The 15672-nt window shown below is 60.6% G+C and carries 18 protein-coding genes; 10 read left to right on the forward strand and 8 right to left on the reverse strand.

The features are described from left to right. Positions 1-20 precede the first annotated feature (20 nt). A complete protein-coding gene (locus tag N7U68_RS05020; RefSeq protein WP_165191867.1) occupies positions 21-347 on the reverse strand; it encodes a winged helix-turn-helix transcriptional regulator in 327 nt (108 codons plus the stop codon). Positions 348-561: 214 nt separating this feature from the next. Between N7U68_RS05020 and gatB the strand changes: the two genes are divergently transcribed. The 7 genes from gatB to N7U68_RS05055 all read left to right on the forward strand — a co-directional run bounded on the left by gatB (position 562) and on the right by N7U68_RS05055 (position 8735). Continuing rightward, the gene (gatB, locus tag N7U68_RS05025) at positions 562-2073 is read left to right on the forward strand and encodes an Asp-tRNA(Asn)/Glu-tRNA(Gln) amidotransferase subunit GatB (protein ID WP_165191866.1); all 1512 of its coding nucleotides are present in this window, start codon (positions 562-564) and stop codon (positions 2071-2073) included. A 302-nt stretch (positions 2074-2375) separates the two neighbouring features. Further along, positions 2376-3569 (forward strand): NADH:flavin oxidoreductase/NADH oxidase family protein, encoded by a 1194-nt coding sequence (locus N7U68_RS05030; RefSeq protein WP_263048438.1) that lies wholly within the window; start codon positions 2376-2378, stop codon positions 3567-3569. Positions 3570-3718: 149 nt separating this feature from the next. Further along, the gene (locus tag N7U68_RS05035) at positions 3719-4225 is read left to right on the forward strand and encodes a thioesterase family protein (protein WP_263048439.1); all 507 of its coding nucleotides are present in this window, start codon (positions 3719-3721) and stop codon (positions 4223-4225) included. Between the two features lie 124 nt (positions 4226-4349). Next, on the forward strand, positions 4350-5309 hold the full coding sequence (locus N7U68_RS05040) for an ABC transporter permease (protein WP_263048440.1): 960 nt from the start codon (positions 4350-4352) through the stop codon (positions 5307-5309). Continuing rightward, positions 5306-6193 carry an ABC transporter permease gene (locus tag N7U68_RS05045; protein WP_165191862.1) on the forward strand — a complete coding sequence of 296 codons (888 nt, stop codon included), beginning with the start codon at positions 5306-5308 and terminating at the stop codon, positions 6191-6193. The genes N7U68_RS05040 and N7U68_RS05045 overlap by 4 nt, the downstream gene beginning before the upstream one ends. A gap of 1 nt (position 6194) precedes the next feature. Beyond that, positions 6195-8216 (forward strand): dipeptide ABC transporter ATP-binding protein, encoded by a 2022-nt coding sequence (locus tag N7U68_RS05050; protein ID WP_263048441.1) that lies wholly within the window; start codon positions 6195-6197, stop codon positions 8214-8216. An 84-nt stretch (positions 8217-8300) separates the two neighbouring features. Further along, entirely contained in the window at positions 8301-8735 is a 435-nt protein-coding gene (locus N7U68_RS05055; RefSeq protein WP_263048442.1) for a DUF4177 domain-containing protein, read from the forward strand. Positions 8736-8766: 31 nt separating this feature from the next. On the opposite strand, the gene N7U68_RS05060 is transcribed toward N7U68_RS05055, so the two are convergent. Further along, positions 8767-9024: a BolA family protein gene (locus N7U68_RS05060; protein ID WP_263048443.1), complete on the reverse strand. Its 258-nt coding sequence runs from the start codon at positions 9022-9024 to the stop codon at positions 8767-8769. A 186-nt stretch (positions 9025-9210) separates the two neighbouring features. On the opposite strand from N7U68_RS05060, the gene N7U68_RS05065 reads away from it, so the two are divergent. Further along, positions 9211-9834: a J domain-containing protein gene (locus N7U68_RS05065; RefSeq protein ID WP_165191858.1), complete on the forward strand. Its 624-nt coding sequence runs from the start codon at positions 9211-9213 to the stop codon at positions 9832-9834. A gap of 57 nt (positions 9835-9891) precedes the next feature. Here the strand turns inward: N7U68_RS05065 and N7U68_RS05070 are convergent, their stop codons facing one another. After that, a complete protein-coding gene (locus N7U68_RS05070; RefSeq protein WP_263048444.1) occupies positions 9892-10800 on the reverse strand; it encodes a LysR family transcriptional regulator in 909 nt (302 codons plus the stop codon). 80 nt (positions 10801-10880) lie between these two features. On the opposite strand from N7U68_RS05070, the gene N7U68_RS05075 reads away from it, so the two are divergent. Further along, positions 10881-11339 (forward strand): PACE efflux transporter, encoded by a 459-nt coding sequence (locus tag N7U68_RS05075; protein WP_263048445.1) that lies wholly within the window; start codon positions 10881-10883, stop codon positions 11337-11339. A gap of 57 nt (positions 11340-11396) precedes the next feature. Here the strand turns inward: N7U68_RS05075 and N7U68_RS05080 are convergent, their stop codons facing one another. The 5 genes from N7U68_RS05080 to N7U68_RS05100 form a co-directional block, all read right to left on the reverse strand. Then, positions 11397-11822: an OsmC family protein gene (locus tag N7U68_RS05080; RefSeq protein ID WP_165191855.1), complete on the reverse strand. Its 426-nt coding sequence runs from the start codon at positions 11820-11822 to the stop codon at positions 11397-11399. 128 nt (positions 11823-11950) lie between these two features. Continuing rightward, entirely contained in the window at positions 11951-12421 is a 471-nt protein-coding gene (msrB, locus tag N7U68_RS05085) for a peptide-methionine (R)-S-oxide reductase MsrB (protein ID WP_263048446.1), read from the reverse strand. Between the two features lie 125 nt (positions 12422-12546). Beyond that, positions 12547-13080 carry a fasciclin domain-containing protein gene (locus tag N7U68_RS05090; RefSeq protein WP_165197533.1) on the reverse strand — a complete coding sequence of 178 codons (534 nt, stop codon included), beginning with the start codon at positions 13078-13080 and terminating at the stop codon, positions 12547-12549. Between the two features lie 184 nt (positions 13081-13264). Beyond that, positions 13265-13969, reverse strand: coding sequence for an anti-sigma factor (locus tag N7U68_RS05095; protein WP_165191853.1), 705 nt, complete (start codon positions 13967-13969; stop codon positions 13265-13267). Then, the gene (locus N7U68_RS05100) at positions 13966-14505 is read right to left on the reverse strand and encodes a sigma-70 family RNA polymerase sigma factor (protein ID WP_263048447.1); all 540 of its coding nucleotides are present in this window, start codon (positions 14503-14505) and stop codon (positions 13966-13968) included. Before N7U68_RS05100 ends, N7U68_RS05095 begins: the two co-directional genes overlap by 4 nt. Before the next feature lie 145 nt (positions 14506-14650). On the opposite strand from N7U68_RS05100, the gene cobS reads away from it, so the two are divergent. Further along, on the forward strand, positions 14651-15637 hold the full coding sequence (gene cobS / locus N7U68_RS05105) for a cobaltochelatase subunit CobS (protein WP_165191851.1): 987 nt from the start codon (positions 14651-14653) through the stop codon (positions 15635-15637). Positions 15638-15672: the final 35 nt, after the last annotated feature.

The raw sequence follows: 15672 nt of genomic DNA on the forward strand, positions 1-15672 counted from the left end.
CGTAGTATCGCCCCACCCCATCAGGTTTTCCGGGGCACACCATGCTGCAGCGCCCAAAGCTTCATCGCGTCCAGCACCGGCAAAAGAGCGCTCCCGCTCGGCGTCAACTTGTACGCTGACCGGGGCGGATTTTCGGAGTAAGGATGGCGCGCGATCAGGCCGGCACCTTCCATGCGCTTGAGCCTTGCAGAAAGGGTGTTGGGCGAGACACCCAGACTATCCTGCAAATCCAAAAAACGGCTGGGGCCGTTTCTCATCAGTGTTGAGACTAACAACAATGTCCACTTGTCCCCAACGACCTCAATCGCATGCGCCTGTGCTCGTTGTTCGTTTTCACTCTTACCCATGGATCGAAAAAAACCATACAATGTTTGATGTTATGCCAAGAAACCAATCTTCCTGATGATTTGCAATCGCATTTCGACATGTCGCGAACGATTGTCGTCATTTTACCGAATTGCCGCCATCGTAATGCCTCGCGTTCCGGCTTGCGCGCAGGCTCTTGCCCCCTTCCGCACGCTGGCCTAGAACGCTGAGCACCTGACATATGGAGGGCACGCCATGCTCGATCTGACATACGAGACACCCAAACCACGCGTGATCGCGGGCGCCAAGCATGACTGGGAACTGGTCATCGGGATGGAAGTGCACGCGCAGGTGGCGTCACAGGCCAAGCTGTTTTCGGGTGCCTCTACCCGGTTCGGAGCCGAGCCCAATTCGAATGTTGCCTTTGTGGACGCCGCAATGCCGGGCATGTTGCCGGTGATCAACGAATTCTGCATTGAGCAGGCCGTGCGCACGGGGCTGGGCCTGAAGGCGCAAATCAACTTGAAATCGGCCTTTGACCGCAAGAATTACTTCTACCCGGACCTGCCCCAAGGGTATCAGATCAGCCAGCTCTACGAACCCATCGTCGGCGAAGGCGAGGTGCTGGTGGACATGGAGCCGGGCATCGCGCGACTGGTACGGATAGAGCGTATCCATATGGAGCAGGATGCAGGTAAATCCATTCACGACATGGACCCTAACATGTCCTTCGTCGACCTCAACCGAACCGGCGTCTGCCTGATGGAGATCGTCAGCCGCCCGGACATCCGTGGCCCCGAAGAGGCAGCCGCCTATGTGCTGAAAATGCGTCAGGTCCTGCGCTACCTCGGCACCTGCGATGGCAACATGCAGAACGGCAACCTGCGCGCCGACGTGAATGTCAGCGTCTGCCGTCCGGGTCAGTATGAGAAGTATCAGGAAACTCAGGATTTTTCCCATCTCGGCACGCGTTGCGAAATCAAGAACATGAACTCTACCCGGTTCATCCAGATGGCGATCGATTATGAGGCGCGCCGCCAAATCGGTATTCTCGAGGCCGGTGGATCGGTCGATCAGGAAACCCGCCTGTATGATCCCGACAAGAACGAAACGCGGTCGATGCGGTCCAAGGAAGAGGCGCATGATTACCGCTATTTCCCCGACCCCGACCTGCTGCCGCTGGAGATAGAGCAGGCATGGGTGGACGAGATCGCCGCCTCTCTGCCCGAACTGCCGGACGCGAAAAAGGCACGATTTGTCAATGACTTCGGGCTTAGCGAATACGACGCCTCAGTGCTGACGGCGGATCTGGAAAGTGCCGGATATTTCGAGGCCGCTGCGGCGGGACGCGATGGCAAACTGGTGGCAAACTGGGTGATCAACGAGCTGTTTGGTCGGCTCAAGAAAGAGGGCGCAGACATCACCTCCAGCCCGGTCAACCCGGATCAGCTGGGCGGTATCGTGGACCTGATCAGCTCGGACGCGATCAGTGGCAAGATTGCCAAGGACCTGTTCGAGATCGTCTACACCGACGGCGGAGATCCTGCTGAAATCGTTGAAAAACGCGGCATGAAACAGGTCACGGACACCGGCGCCATCGAGGCCGCCGTGGACCAGATCATCGCCGACAATCCAGCACAGGTGGAAAAGGCAAAGGCCAACCCCAAACTGGCTGGCTGGTTCGTGGGGCAAGTGATGAAAGCGACCGGCGGCAAGGCCAATCCCAAAGCCGTCAACCAGATCGTGAGCGCCAAGCTGGGGCTTTGAAATCCGGCATCGGTTTTACGTCGGTACTGCGTCGGTATCATGTCGGTGGGTGTGATCAGATGCGTGGTGCGCGCCGGTGCTGCCGTGCGGCCGGGTGAGTTAGTGTTGTGTTTGGGCTCACCCGAAGGCAACAAGCATTCGGAGTGTTTGGTTTTCGAGCCTTATGCCCGGCAACCCATCGATCGCCGGTGGCCCGAAACAGACGTTCGAAACCAACGCCAGCATTGGGCCTTATTGACCGATACTGCGTGATGCTTGAACGTCGGCTTTGACGTATCACACTAATAAAATTCCGAGGCTTCATGCCCAAAGCGCAAATTTCACCGCTCGCCCAACCGCTGACACTGCCATGCGGTGCTACACTGAAAAACCGGATCGCCAAGTCCGCAATGTCGGACTCTCTTGGCGACGGCGCTGGCAACCCAACCAACGATCAGATCAGACTTTACGAACAGTGGGCCCAAGGCGGTTTGGCGTTGTCAATCATCGGCGAGGTTCAAACTACTCCTCATTTTGCAGAGAAGCCCGGCAACCTTGTTTTGAATGGTCACTCAGATCTAGACTTGTTCAAACGCCTCGCAAAAGCAGGTGAAACCGACAACGCACACCTATGGCTCCAACTTGGCCACGCGGGCGCAATGGCGGATGCCCCGATAAGTACACCAAAAGGACCGAGCGCGCTGGACTTACCCGGCCTGACTTGCGGCGCGTTGTCGATGGACGAGATACACGCGCTACCCGCCGAATTTGCCCAAACCGCCAACCTTGCAAAGGAACTTGGTTTCGGAGGTGTGCAGGTACATGCGGCACATGGCTTCCTGCTTAGTCAATTTCTGTCACCTTTGTTCAACAAACGAGAGGATGCCTATGGCGGTTCTCTCCAAAACCGGATGCGGCTCCTGCTCGAAGTGGTCGACGCGGTGAGAAAAGTTGTCGGCCCTGAATATCCGGTCGGTATCAAGTTGAATGCGACGGACCAGCTTGAGGGCGGTTTTGCTGAGAACGAGTCCCTCGAGGTCATCGCCACAGTAGACCAAATGGCAATCGACCTTATCGACATCAGCGGCGGCACATACTTCCCCGGTGCTGCATCCTCGTCTGATCGGGCAGGCTCTGGCCCCTATTTCGTAGAATTCGCAGGTCGCGCGCGCCAAAAGACGAACATACCATTGATGCTCACAGGCGGATTCAAAACGCGTGCTCAAGCAGAAAGCGCAATTGTCGAGGACAAGGCCGGCCTTATCGGGTTGGCTCGCGCGTTGGTGGTCGATCCAAAACTGCCATCTTTTTGGCTGTCCGAACAGCGCAGCGAGCCGCAGTTTCCACGGTTCAAGAACCCGCCAGAAGGCGGTGTGACCGCATGGTACACGATGCAGATCACACAGCATGCAAAAGGGGATGCCGCGCTCGCGCCTGACGAATTGGAAAAAGCTATTGCAGAATATGAAGACAGAGACGAAGCGAGGCGGCGAATTTGGAATTCAAGGTTTAGCTGACCTTCGCGTAGGTGCAGCGAAGTGACGCTTCGTCCGAACCACACAGAGCGGCCCTGATGGCAGCGAACGTCCGAAAAGCCGTAACCCCTTCCCTCCTTGCGCCACACCAGCTACACCGCCATGCGACCCGACCCGAGGACGCGTAGCCGATGCCACAGACCGCCCCAAAGCCCGACAATGCGCCATTTCTGACCGATCTGATGGAGATCGAGCCGGAGTGGATCGACTATAACGGGCATCTGAATATGGCCTATTACACGGTGCTGTTTGATCGCGGGGCGGATCAGGTCTATCCGTTGATTGGGTTCGGGGTGGATTATGCCGAGGCGCGCAAGCTGACCACATACACCGCCGAATTTCATATCCGCTACATGCGCGAGCTGCATCTGGGGGACCGGGTTCGGGTGGCGTTTCAGTTGATCGACCATGACGAGAAACGTTTTCACAGTTTTCAGCATCTCTATCATGAGGATGGCTGGCTGGCCGCGACGGCAGAGGGGCTGACGCTGCATGTGGACATGACCGGGCCAAAGGTGACGCCGATGCCACAGGATATTCTGGACGGTCTGGGCCGGATGCAGACCGCACATGACGCGCTGCCACACCCCGAGGGGATTGGGCGCAGGATCGGCATTGGCAACTCTATCCGGCGTTGAGGGGGCGATTATCGCCCTCGACGGGCCTGCGCGGTTCGGCCTATGGTGGTGGCGTCGGCAGGTCTGCCGGCCCTGATCTGCCCGTGCTGACCAAGGGAGCGCCGCGCCTGCTTATGCGATTGTCATGCTGACGCTTTTGCTGCGCCGCCTCGTTCTGGGCGCAATCACTGTGGTGATCGTGTCGGTGCTGATCTTTGCAGGTGTCGAGGCCCTGCCCGGAGACGCCTGCACCGCGTTTCTGGAGCGCGAGGCGCAGGGCGCGCTGCTGGAGAAATGCCGCGCCGATCTGGGATTGGATCAATCTGCGGTCACGCGGTATCTTGACTGGGCTGGCGGCGCTGTGCGCGGCGATTTCGGGATATCGGCGGGCGGGGTAGAGAGCATCGCCTCACTGGTGACGGACCGGTTGAAGAATTCCGCATTGCTGGCGGCCTGCGCATTGGCGGTGGGTGTTCCGCTGGCCATCGTGCTGGGTGTCATCACCGGGCTATGGCGCGACCGGCCGGTTGATCTGCTGCTGTCGACCACGGCGATCTTGGCAATGACCATCCCCGAATTCGTATCGGCCACGGTGCTGATCCTCATTTTCTCGGTCTGGTTGCGCTGGATACCGGGGATCGTGGTGGCCCCCGCCGATTATCCGGTCTCGGCATTTTTTCCGGAGATTATCCTGCCGGTCATCGTGCTGAGCATGGTGATGACGGCGCATATCCTGCGCATGGTCCGGTCCTCGGTGATCGAGGTGATGGCGGGCGATTACGTGCAGATGGCCACGCTCAAGGGCGTACCCTACTGGCAAGTGGTGTTCCGCCATGCGCTGCCCAATGCGCTGCTACCTGCGATCAACGTCGTGGCGTTGACGGTGGCGTGGCTCTTGGGTGGGGTGGTGGTGATCGAAGTGGTGTTCAACTATCCCGGCATGGGGCGGATGATGATCGACGCCATATCCGACCGTGACCTGCCAGTGGTGCAAGCCATCGCGCTGATCGTGGCAGTGACCTATGTGGGCGTGAACCTGACGGCGGATATCCTGACGATGGTGCTGAACCCGCGCTTGCGCACGTATCACATGAGGCGCCGATGAGTGATGCAGCGCAGCCCCGGACCGCGTTTCGTGCGCGGCGTATCTGGCGTGTGTTGCGCGATGTAGCCGCGCGGCCCTCGGGGGCCGTTGGCGTGACCTTGATCGGCTTCCACGTCTTGCTGGCGGCATTTGGCCCGTGGATCGTGCCGTTTGACACCAACGCGATGAGTTCCGCAGAAATGCTGGAGACGCCCAGCGCCCGGCACTGGATGGGCACCGATCATCTGGGGCGTGACATCCTGAGCCGCGTGATGATGGGCGGACGCGAGGCGCTGTTCGTGACCGGGCTGGCCACACCGCTGGCGATGCTGTGGGGCGGGTTCACCGGCATGGCGCTGGGGCTGGCGGGTGGCCGGATCGACGAGGCGATGATGCGGCTTGTGGATGCCTTCCTGTCGTTACCCGGCATCCTGATCCTGTTGGTTTTGGTGATGACCTTTGGCACGGGCAACCATGTGCTGATCCCGACGCTTGGTTTTCTCTTTGGCATTCCTGTCATTCGTGTCGCTAGGGCGGCCACGCATGAGGTGATCGCGCGTGATTTCATTGCTGCCGCCCATGCGCGCGGGCACAGCGCCATGACCATCATCGGCACCGAATTGCTGCCCAATGTACGCGATGTGATGATGGTCGAGGGGGCAATGCGCTGGTCGTGGATGTTGCTGGCGTTCTCGTCGCTGTCATTTCTGGGGTTTGGCGTTTCCCCGCCAACCCCGGACTGGGGGCTGATGATCGCGGATGGACGGATATACATGTCGCTCGCGCTCTGGGGCGTATTGGGGCCGGTCATTGCGCTGAGTTCGCTGATCATTGGGATCAATCTGGCGGCAGATGCGTTGGCCAAATCGCTGGGCATCGACCGCGCCCGCAAGGCGGCGATCTGAGATGAGCGGCGCAGCCCCCATCATCGAAGTCAACAGCCTCAGCGTGGGCTTTACCGGCCTCTCGGGCCGGACCCTGCCGGTCCTGCACAGCGTCGACCTGAGCGTTGCGCGCGGGCAGAGCGTCGGGCTGGTGGGCGAATCCGGGTCCGGCAAGAGCACATTGGCACTGGCGGCAATGGGATACCTCAAATCCGGGCTGCGCGTGCTGGCCGGCACCGTGCAATTTGACGGGCACGACATGTTTGCCCAGCGGCGGCGCGGGTTGGAGTCGATCCGGGGCGGGCAGTTGGGGCTGGTGCCGCAGAATGCAGGGCAGTCGTTGACGCCGACCATGCGCATCGGACGGCAGATGGCCGAGGCGCTGCGTCTGCACAGCCCCCTGCCCCGATCGGACCATACCGCCCGCGCGCTGGAGTTGCTGACGCAGGTGCGACTGCCCGACCCGGAAACGATCTATACCCGGTTCCCGCATGAACTGTCCGGTGGGCAGCAACAACGGGTGGCGATCGCGATGGCGCTGGCCGGTGATCCCGATGCGTTGTTGTTGGATGAGCCGACGACTGGTCTGGATGTGACGACGCAGGCGCATCTTCTGGACCTGCTGCGCGATCTGGCGCAGGCGCGAAACATGGCGATGCTGTATGTCAGTCACGATCTGGGGGTGATCGCGCGGACCTGTGACCGGGTGATGGTGATGTATGCGGGCGAAGTCGTGCTGGAGGGTGACGCGCGCGACGTACTGCGCGCGCCGTTGCACCCCTATGCGCGCGGTTTGCTGGCCTCGATCCCACGGCTGGGCGACACGCATCTGCCGGTGGCGCTGGAGGGTCGCCCACCCGCACCGGGCGAGGCCCGCACCGGCTGCGCCTTTGCACCGCGTTGCGCATTGGCGCGTGGTGACTGCCGCGCCGCGCCGGTGACGATGCACGATGCAGGCGGCGGAATGCACACGCGATGCCTGCATCACAATGAAGTGGCCGCCCTGCCCAAGGACGGGGCTGGCGCCACGGCGGTGCATGTCGCGCAAGAGGGTCCTGTGGCCTTATCGCTGGAGGGCATGGCAATCTGCTATGCCCAGCCGACGCTATGGGATCGGTTGATCGGGGCCGAGCCGCCAACATCAACGGTGCAGGGAATCACCACGCAAATCGCGCGCGGCGAGACATTGGGCCTGGTGGGCGAAAGCGGCAGCGGCAAATCGACCATTCTGAAGGCCATCGCCGGATTGCTGGCACCGTTGAGCGGTACCATCGCGCTGGACGGTGACACAGCATTGCCGCCGCTGGTTGCGAACCGTCGCCCGGACCATCTGCGCCGCGTGCAACTGATTTTCCAGAATCCTGATGACAGCCTCAACCCGCGCCATACCGTGGCGCAATTGCTGGCGCAGCCGTTAACGCTGTATCACGGGCTGGCGGGTACTGAACTGCGCGCCCGTCAGGAGGCGTTATTGGAACAGGTCCGGCTGGGCGCGCATTACCTGAGCCGCCTGCCGGGCCAGCTATCGGGTGGCGAGAAGCAACGCGTGGCCATCGCCCGTGCCTTTGCCGCCGATCCCGATATCGTGCTTTGCGACGAGGTGACATCGGCGCTGGACGTGTCGGTGCAGGCAGCGGTTCTGGAACTGCTCAATGATCTGAAGGCAGCGCGCGCGGCGACCTATGTGTTCGTCAGCCACGATCTGGCTGTTGTCCGCGCGTTGGCAGACCGCGTTGCAGTGCTGTATCAGGGGCGTCTGTGCGAGATCGGCCCGGCTGCTGCGGTTTATGGCCGTCCATCTCATCCCTATACCGAGGTGCTGTTGGGCGCTGTGCTGGAGCCGGATCCGGATGCCGCGCCGCGGCTGTTGGCCAATGATGCCGCGGATCTTGCACCGCCCGCGACGGGATGCCCGTTTCAGCGGCGGTGCCCGCGTCATATGGGCGACATCTGTAACACGGTGTCCCCTCCGGCGCGCGCATCGGCAGATGGGCACCTCATCTATTGTCATTTGGACAAGGACACGCTGGATACCGCCCGTTAGGCGCGATGTACTTCCGGCTTTCCCATTGGCGTGCAGGTCGTTAGATTGCGCAAGTTATTGTGATAGACGACTGGACCCGATGCTATGATCCGCTACGAATACAAGGTGCTGACCCCGCCCGCCAAGGGCGTCAAGGCACCGGGGCGAAAATCCGCAGAGGCGCGCTATGCCCATGCGGTCGAACTGTTCTTGAACGCGCAAGCCGCCGAAGGGTGGGAATACCTGCGCTCTGATCTGTTGCCCGGCAGCGAACGGCAAGGACTGACATCCAGCCAGACGGTATATCGCACGGTTCTGGTGTTTCGCCGTCCCATGGGCGACGCAGCCGAGACGGTGATCTCCGAAGCGCAGGCCGTGGCCGAAGCGGTGGCCGATGCCGAAGAGGTTGACGCCAAGGTAGCGTCGCCGGTCGATCGTGAGCCTGAGCCGCCGGTCGAGCCGGAAACGCCAGAGCCAGACAGCCCCGAATCCGACCCGGAGCCAGAGCCGGACCCAAAAAAACCGGGCAAGCCTGACTGAGCACGCGCGCAATGCTGTCTCGACGCCGCGCTTAGCCGTCAACCTCCAGCGCCAATGCGTGTATTTGCCCGATCAAATCCGGGCCGATGGCGGCATGCACGGCGCGATGTTTGGCGAGACGGCTCTGGCCATGCAGCGCAGGCGCGCGCATACGCACGCGAAAATGCGACTGCCCGCCCTCTGGATAACCCGCGTGACCGCGATGCGCCTCGCTTTCGTCGATGACCTCGAGATGCTCGGTCTCGAACGCGGCTTCCAATGCCGTACGAATTTCTGCCGATCTGTTCATTTTTTCCGTTTCACCCCTTCTATTCACTGCGGTTTAGAATAAGATGTTCCGCTCTTAATCCGCCACTCGGATCTCGAGGAAACACCCGGCAAGGACCCGCCCGCAAGCGGATTTTTGGTTTTCTTTATTTCAGAATGGCCGAAAACCGCATTAGACTTTCCGCTCCGACTCGAAAAGAGGTGTCCGATGACCAAGTCAGATCCATTTGGTTTCGATATGTCCGTATCATCCGCCAAGAAGAAAAACCCGCGCGGCCGGCGTGGCATGTCAGGCGCGTCCGAGACATCGACCCGCCTGTGCGAGCACGAAGGCTGTGAGGAGCCGGGCAAGTACCGCGCGCCCAGAGCGCCGGATGTGCTGGACGAATTCCTGTGGTTCTGCCAGCAGCACGCGCGCGAATATAACCTCAAGTGGAACTTCTTTGACGGCACCACCGAGGCCGAGCTGAACGCGCAGATGTCCAAGGACAAGGTTTGGGAGCGCGAGACAAAGCCGATGGGCGACCCCGAAGCGCGCGCATGGGCGCGGCTGGGCATCGAGGATCCGCATCAGGTGCTGGGCGTCAACGCCACCCGCAACCCCGGCAAGTCGCGGTCCGGCCAGCGCAAGCTGCCACCGACCGAACGTCAGGCTATTGATATTCTCGAAGCGGATGACAACTGGACCAAGGCCGAAATTCGCAAGGCCTATAAATCGCTGATCAAGGTGTTGCACCCTGATATCAACGGTGGCGACCGCAGTCAGGAAGAGCAGCTGCAACAGGTCGTCTGGGCATGGGACCAGATCAAACAGAGCCGGAACTTCAAGTAAGAAAACTTGGACAGGATCGGGCGGCTTGCCAGCCGCCCGACTGGCGCGGCCGCGCCGTTAGCCGGACCTGCGTCCCAGCCACCTGTCTTGCGGAACGGCCAGCAGCCGGTCACGCAGCCATTGCCCCGCCTGCCCGAGAGCGCGCTGTTCGGTCCAGACGACATCAATGCCAACGAGTTGATCGCTTTGCTGAAATTCGCTGGTCAATTGCCTCAGTGTTCCGTCAGCGATGTGGCTGGCAACAGAGGGCATTGGCAGTTCCGTCCAGCCAAGGCCACGCAGGACCAGTTCCACGATCAAACCGGGGCTTTCCGCCTGCCAGACCAGCGCGCTCTTGGCTTCGTCGCCGACAGGATGAGGATGATGGTAGCGGCTGCGCAGGATAATCTGGCGATACTGGCGCAGATCGGCATAGGTCGGGCGGACGCAAGCGGCGAGCGGATGGTCGCGCCCGCACACCCGGACAATGGTGGAGTGCCCGACACCCCGAAACTGAAACCCGGCAGGATAATCTTCCTGCTCCACCATCAGCCCCAGATCAGCGCGCCCTTCCTTTAGCAGCGCGCCGGTATCATTGGGTCCGGTGGACAGCAGTTCCAGCGACAATGTTGGAAACGTTTCGGAGAAGGTTTCGAGAATGGCAAAGACCGGCAACAGATCAATCCCGGTTTCGACAACAAGGCCAAGCCGGTCCTCTGTCCCCTCGGCCATCGACCCGGCCTTGGCCATGAACTCTCGTGTTCCCAGCAATATTCCGTTCGCATGGGGCAACATCGCCCGACCTTCGGGCGTGAGGGTCGGCGAGCGCGTGCTGCGATCAAAAAGCGGAAAACCGATATCGATTTCGAGATTGGCAATGGCTGTCGAAACAGCCGATTGCGCCTTGTTCAATCGGCGCGCGGCGGCCGAAAATGAGCCGAGTTCAGCAGCGAGGACAAAGGCCCGCAGGCTATCCGGTGAAGGCATCGCTAACCTATCTGATTATTAGATGGTAACTGACTTTTTATCCCATTTTTTTTCGATAAAAGCAACGCGTGGAAAAACGGATGGATATTATGGAAAAGGCAATCCTCAGGTCCGGGCGGGACCGGCTGCGGTACACGGTCATTTTCGAGCTTTTGCTCATGGCGATGCTGATCCCCGCCGGGGCCGTGTTCTTTGACAAACCGATGATGGATATCGGCGTGCTGGGCGCGATGCTGTCGGTTAAAGCGATGTTGCTGAACCTTGTCTACAACTGGGCTTTTGACCAGTTGGATGCCCGCGCCGGGCGGGTATCCAGCGCCCGGTCACACTGGGGGCGGATTCTGCACGCGCTGGGATTCGAGGTATCGCTGACAATCACGTCGCTGCCGATTTACGTGCTGTGGTTACAAGTCAGCGTGGTTGATGCACTGATGGCAGATATTGTCATCACGTCCTTCGTGGTCGGTTATACGTATGTCTTTACGCTGATCTACGACAAAGCGTTTCCGCTTGTCGGCCCTCGGGCCATCAGAACCTGACCCAATTCCGGCCCACGCATGATCCTGCGCGGGCCGGATTCGTCGGGCCCTGCGCGATCAGCTTTCCAGCTTGGCATCGAGCGTGATTTCGGCATTCAGCAGTTTGGAAATCGGGCAATTCTTCTTGGTCGCTTCGGCAACCTCCTGGAAATCCGCTGCGCTGATGCCGGGGATGCGGGCGGTGACGTCCAGATGCACCTTGGTCACGGCAAAGCCACCATCGACCTCATCCAGTGTCACCTGTGCCTTGGCGTCGATCTGATCGGCTGTCACGCCCTTGTCCGCCAAGCCCAGCGTCATGGCCATCGCATAGCAGCCCGCGTGGGCCGCGCCGACCAGTTCCTCGGGGTTGGTACCGGGGGCGTCCTCAAAACGGGTGTTAAATCCGTAAGGGTTGTCTTTCATCGCCCCGCTCTGGGTACTGATGGTGCCTTTGCCGGTTTTCAGGTCGCCTTGCCATGTGGCGGATGCTCTGCGTTTCATGTGCGCGCTCCTTTGCGATTATCAGGTCATGGGAAAAGACCCGCAGCGGCGGGCCTTCTACAACCCAACGCGGGGCAGTCGCAAAACGTTGCATGCCACAACGTCGATTTTTTTTCGGACGTGCGGGCCTAGGCCGGTTTGAACACCAGACTGACGCCATTCAGGCAGTGGCGTTTGCCCGTCGGAGCCGGACCATCGTCAAAGATGTGGCCCAGATGGCTGCCGCAGCGGCGGCAGTGGCATTCGGTCCGCACCGAGAAAAAACTGCGGTCTTCCTTGGTGCCGATGGCGTTTGGCAGAGCTTTGTAAAAGCTGGGCCAGCCAGTGCCGCTGTCGTATTTGGTATCTGACGGATAAAGCGCCAGATCACAGCCCCGGCAATGATAAGTGCCGTCAGCATATTGTTTGTCCAGTGGCGAGCTGCCAGCGCGTTCAGTCGATTCCTCGCGCATCACGGCGTATTGCGCATCGCTAAGTCGCGCGCGCCATTCGGCCTCGGTACGTGTGACCTCGAATTCCGCGGCCCCCAGTGATGGGCGTGCCAGCGCGGTCACTGCGCCCGCCGCTATTGTGGTGGTGATGAAATGACGTCGGTGCATGTCTCGGTCTCCTCTTCGGGCGGCTGATCGCGTGTGATCAATCTGGTGGTCGCGGGCCCGCATCGCAATGCACGGACCCGCACGATCAGGTGAGAATTGTTACCTGATATATGTCGCACCAGCGTTTACATCGCGGGCAGGATGACACCATCGACAACATGGATGACGCCATTAGACTGTTTCACATCTGCGATGGTCACGTGGATCATCTGGCCCTGCTCATCCTTGAGCGTGATCTGGCCGTTGTCATAGGTGGCATCAAGCTTGCATCCGCCCAGCGTGGGCACGACATGGCTGCCACCATCATCGTCAATCATCCCCATGATCGCGTCCGACATCGCGTCGGCGCCAACCACGTGGCAGGTCAGGATCTTGGTCAGCTGATCCTTGTTCTCGGGCTTCAGCAGGGTTTCGACGGTGCCCTCGGGCAGCGCCGCGAACGCGTCGTTTGTCGGGGCGAATACCGTAAACGGACCCTCACCCGACAGCGTGTCGACCAGTCCGGCGGCCTGAACGGCAGCGACAAGCGTGGTGTGATCGGCGGAGTTTACCGCGTTCTCGATGATATTCTTGTCTGCGAACATCGACGCGCCGCCGACCATCGGATTGGCGGTCGCGATCTGCTCGGTCCCGGTTTCGGTGTTGGTGTTACCGGCCATGACGGGTGCAGCGCCGATACAGATGGCGGCTGTGGTGCTCAGAATACGTGCGAAAGTCATATGTTGTTTCTCCTCTTCATTCCGGGCGGTGTTGCCCGGTTTGCGACAGGAGACACGCGTGGCACGCGGCAAGAGTTTCAGATCAGGCGAAAAGTTTTTCGAGATTGCCGCAACCGCGGCGAGATCAAGCCGGACTGACAGCACCAACCGCCAAAACGGCCCCGGTGGGCGCGCCGGTGGGTGAGCCGCCCGGAGGCTCGTCCGAAATCGCCAGCACGCCGCCGTCCAGACCAGCGCGCAGGGCTTCGGGGATGGTGAGGCTGGCAATCTGGTCCTCAGGCAGCACGCCCAGCGACACAGGTGCGTTGTCACCCGCGATCAGCCACAGTTCTAGCGCGCGGCCGTCGGCGGCCCCGCCCGCGTCACGCTGCACAAAGAGCGCGCCGTTTTCTGCGTCATAGGCGGCCTGCACGATCAGGCTGCCATCCTCGGCGGCGATCTGCGCTACATAGGCCGGATCGTTGGGCGCACGCGGAACAGGATCAAAGAGCCCGGCATTGAGCCCGATCACCACAGCTACGGCAGCGGCGGCCAGACTGCCGCTGACCCAGCCAAGACCCAGACGCTGCATGAGGGTTGGTTTTTCCGTCACGCCGAAAATCTGGGTTTCGATCTGGTTTTGCAGATGTCGGGGTGGTCGCACTTCGGTGATGCCGTCGGTCATGCCGGCCAAATCCTCGGCCCAAGCGGCATAGAGTGCGCGCAACTCGGGTTCGCGCACCAGACGGGCCTCAAACGTGCTGACCTCCTCGGGCGTCAGCAGCCCGAGGGTATATTCCCCCGCAAGAACGCGATCGTCCCTGTCATATGGCTGCTGGTCGTCGCTCATCGCGTCAGACACTCCTTCAGTTTCATCAGACTGCGGCGCAGCCATGTTCGCATCGTGTTCAGTGGCACGTCAAAGGACGTTGCCAGTTCGGCGTATGTTTCGCCTTCCAGATAGGCACGGCGCACGGCGTCGGCGCGGCCCTCTTCCAGTTCGCCAAAGCACCCGGCAAGCTTCTCGCGTTCCGAGCTTTGCACGGCCAGTGCCTCTGGTCCTGGCGTGGGGTCTGCCATCGCCTCGGCTGCATCCAGTCCCGCTTGGCTCTCGCGGCGCTTGCGGGCGCGGTCAATCGCCGTGTTGCGCGCGATGGTGATCAGCCACGTCATCGGGCTGAGACCATTGGCACGGTAGCGGTTGGCGTTATGCCAGACCTTTACATAAACCTCCTGTAACACCTCTTCTGCTTCTGCCCTGTCCTTCAACACACGCAGCGCAATGCCAAATAGTTTCGCGGATGTCTGAGAATAAAGCGCGCCAAAGGCCAGCCGGTCACCGGTGGCGACGCGCGCGATCTGTTGTTCTATGGCTTCGAGTGACACGTTGGCGGCTCTTTTGGACTGTTGACACCAGACATTAGGGCAGTGCGCGGCGAAGGCCAGCAAATCTTTGGCTTTCCCTTGCCCTTGGTCGCGATATGTTGCACGAGGAAGCTAGATGAGAAACGACCGATGAAGGACCCCGCACATGGCTGACGGTAGCATTGACATGAACGCAAAGCCCACCGAAGAGATTTCGGTGCGCGAGGTTTTCGGCATCGACACCGATATGCTGGTAAAGGGATTCGCCGAGCGGTCAGACCGGGTGCCCGATCTGGACAGCACCTATAAATTCGATCCCGACACGACGCTGGCGATCCTCGCCGGATTTTCCCATAACCGCCGCGTGATGATCCAAGGCTATCACGGTACGGGCAAGTCGACCCATATCGAGCAAGTGGCAAGCCGTCTGAACTGGCCTTGTGTGCGCGTTAACCTCGACAGCCACATCAGCCGGATCGACCTGATCGGCAAGGACGCGATCAAGCTGCGCGACGGCGTACAGGTCACCGAGTTCCACGAGGGCATCCTGCCTTGGGCGCTGCGCAACCCGACCGCGATCGTGTTCGATGAATATGACGCGGGCCGTGCCGATGTGATGTTCGTGATCCAGCGCGTGCTCGAGGCCGATGGCAAGCTGACGCTGTTGGATCAGAACGAGGTGATCACACCGAACCCGTTCTTCCGCCTGTTTGCGACGGCCAACACGGTTGGTCTGGGCGACACGACGGGCCTCTATCACGGCACCCAGCAGATCAACCAGGGCCAGATGGACCGCTGGTCGCTGGTGGCGACGCTGAACTATCTCAGCCATGACGCCGAAACCAATATCGTGATTTCAAAGAACCCAGTGTTCAACACCGAAAAGGGCCGCAAGACGATCAGCCAGATGGTCACCGTCGCAGACCTGTCGCGCACCGCGTTCATGAATGGTGAGTTGTCGACGGTGATGAGCCCCCGCACGGTGATCGCATGGGCGCAGAACACCACGATCTTCCGCGATGTGGGCTATGCGTTCCGCCTGACCTTCCTCAACAAATGCGACGAGTTGGAGCGCCAGACCGTGGCAGAGTTCTATCAGCGGTGCTTTGACGAGGAACTGCCCGAGAGCGCGGCGAGCGTGAGCATGCGGTGATCAGCCTCCGGCAACGAGGTTCGCATCGCGCGATG

It is taken from the genome of Roseovarius pelagicus (assembly GCF_025639885.1).
GTDB lineage: Bacteria > Pseudomonadota > Alphaproteobacteria > Rhodobacterales > Rhodobacteraceae > Roseovarius > Roseovarius pelagicus.

Excerpts from the sequence above, each read along its gene's own strand:
- N7U68_RS05095 (WP_165191853.1), bottom strand. The coding sequence starts at position 13,969 with ATGAGCGACGACCAGCAGCCATATGACAGGGACGATCGCGTTCTTGCG.
- N7U68_RS05065 (WP_165191858.1), top strand. The coding sequence starts at position 9,211 with ATGACCAAGTCAGATCCATTTGGTTTCGATATGTCCGTATCATCCGCC.
- N7U68_RS05045 (WP_165191862.1), top strand. The coding sequence starts at position 5,306 with ATGAGTGATGCAGCGCAGCCCCGGACCGCGTTTCGTGCGCGGCGTATC.
- msrB (WP_263048446.1), bottom strand. The coding sequence starts at position 12,421 with ATGCACCGACGTCATTTCATCACCACCACAATAGCGGCGGGCGCAGTG.
- N7U68_RS05020 (WP_165191867.1), bottom strand. The coding sequence starts at position 347 with ATGGGTAAGAGTGAAAACGAACAACGAGCACAGGCGCATGCGATTGAG.
- N7U68_RS05075 (WP_263048445.1), top strand. The coding sequence starts at position 10,881 with ATGGATATTATGGAAAAGGCAATCCTCAGGTCCGGGCGGGACCGGCTG.
- N7U68_RS05090 (WP_165197533.1), bottom strand. The coding sequence starts at position 13,080 with ATGGCCGGTAACACCAACACCGAAACCGGGACCGAGCAGATCGCGACC.
- N7U68_RS05040 (WP_263048440.1), top strand. The coding sequence starts at position 4,350 with ATGCTGACGCTTTTGCTGCGCCGCCTCGTTCTGGGCGCAATCACTGTG.
- N7U68_RS05035 (WP_263048439.1), top strand. The coding sequence starts at position 3,719 with ATGCCACAGACCGCCCCAAAGCCCGACAATGCGCCATTTCTGACCGAT.
- cobS (WP_165191851.1), top strand. The coding sequence starts at position 14,651 with ATGGCTGACGGTAGCATTGACATGAACGCAAAGCCCACCGAAGAGATT.
- gatB (WP_165191866.1), top strand. The coding sequence starts at position 562 with ATGCTCGATCTGACATACGAGACACCCAAACCACGCGTGATCGCGGGC.
- N7U68_RS05060 (WP_263048443.1), bottom strand. The coding sequence starts at position 9,024 with ATGAACAGATCGGCAGAAATTCGTACGGCATTGGAAGCCGCGTTCGAG.
- N7U68_RS05055 (WP_263048442.1), top strand. The coding sequence starts at position 8,301 with ATGATCCGCTACGAATACAAGGTGCTGACCCCGCCCGCCAAGGGCGTC.
- N7U68_RS05080 (WP_165191855.1), bottom strand. The coding sequence starts at position 11,822 with ATGAAACGCAGAGCATCCGCCACATGGCAAGGCGACCTGAAAACCGGC.
- N7U68_RS05030 (WP_263048438.1), top strand. The coding sequence starts at position 2,376 with ATGCCCAAAGCGCAAATTTCACCGCTCGCCCAACCGCTGACACTGCCA.
- N7U68_RS05050 (WP_263048441.1), top strand. The coding sequence starts at position 6,195 with ATGAGCGGCGCAGCCCCCATCATCGAAGTCAACAGCCTCAGCGTGGGC.
- N7U68_RS05070 (WP_263048444.1), bottom strand. The coding sequence starts at position 10,800 with ATGCCTTCACCGGATAGCCTGCGGGCCTTTGTCCTCGCTGCTGAACTC.